This is a genomic window from Drancourtella massiliensis, assembly GCF_016900655.1.
GTDB lineage: Bacteria > Bacillota > Clostridia > Lachnospirales > Lachnospiraceae > Sellimonas > Sellimonas catena.
This window is the reverse complement of record NZ_JACJKH010000103.1, coordinates 1-522: the sequence shown is the minus strand read 5'-3', so window position 1 is coordinate 522 and position 522 is coordinate 1. Positions and strand designations below refer to the sequence as shown.

Below are 522 nucleotides of genomic sequence, written 5' to 3'. Positions count from 1 at the left end.
CTTATGCAGCCTGGACACCCCTTTCGGGTCTCCTGATATCTCCCAGCATCTTTTCTCCATCGTAATCTACACCTTTTGTCAGTATGGCATAGAAGACTCGAAGGACTTTACATGTGCAGATTGTCATCCAAAACGGCCACCTGTGCCATATTATCCGGCCAGCGTGAGTCATATTATCCGGCCGACCATTAACCATTATTCCACGGTACTCTTGACATGAGCCTCCATCACACATGATATTCTGGCAAAGCCGGCAAACCAGCACCACAGGCGGATTTGCCAAGGCAGAGAGCCTATCATGTGCTACTCATGTAAAGAGCCTTTCGCGGCATAACGGTTAATGGCCGGGGATGTCCCGGTCTGGCCGGATAATATGGCCCTGATGACCGTTAAAGGTGGCTGTCTGCAACATGCTACCGTTACCACCGACTGCATCTTCTTCAGAGGATTTTTCTCTCTTGTTTGATAATACTGGTGGATCTCCCTGAATTCACTATTTTTCCCTATCACGGATATCGCCGC

General features: G+C 49.0%; 1 protein-coding gene and 1 pseudogene. Both read right to left on the bottom strand.

Annotated elements, in window-relative coordinates:
- Position 1: 1 nt before the first annotated feature.
- Entirely contained in the window at positions 2 to 127 is a 126-nt protein-coding gene (locus H6A32_RS16595; protein ID WP_279230216.1) for a hypothetical protein, read from the bottom strand.
- Between the two features lie 176 nt (positions 128 to 303).
- A pseudogene (locus H6A32_RS16590) lies at positions 304 to 522 on the bottom strand (hypothetical protein); the annotation flags it as partial.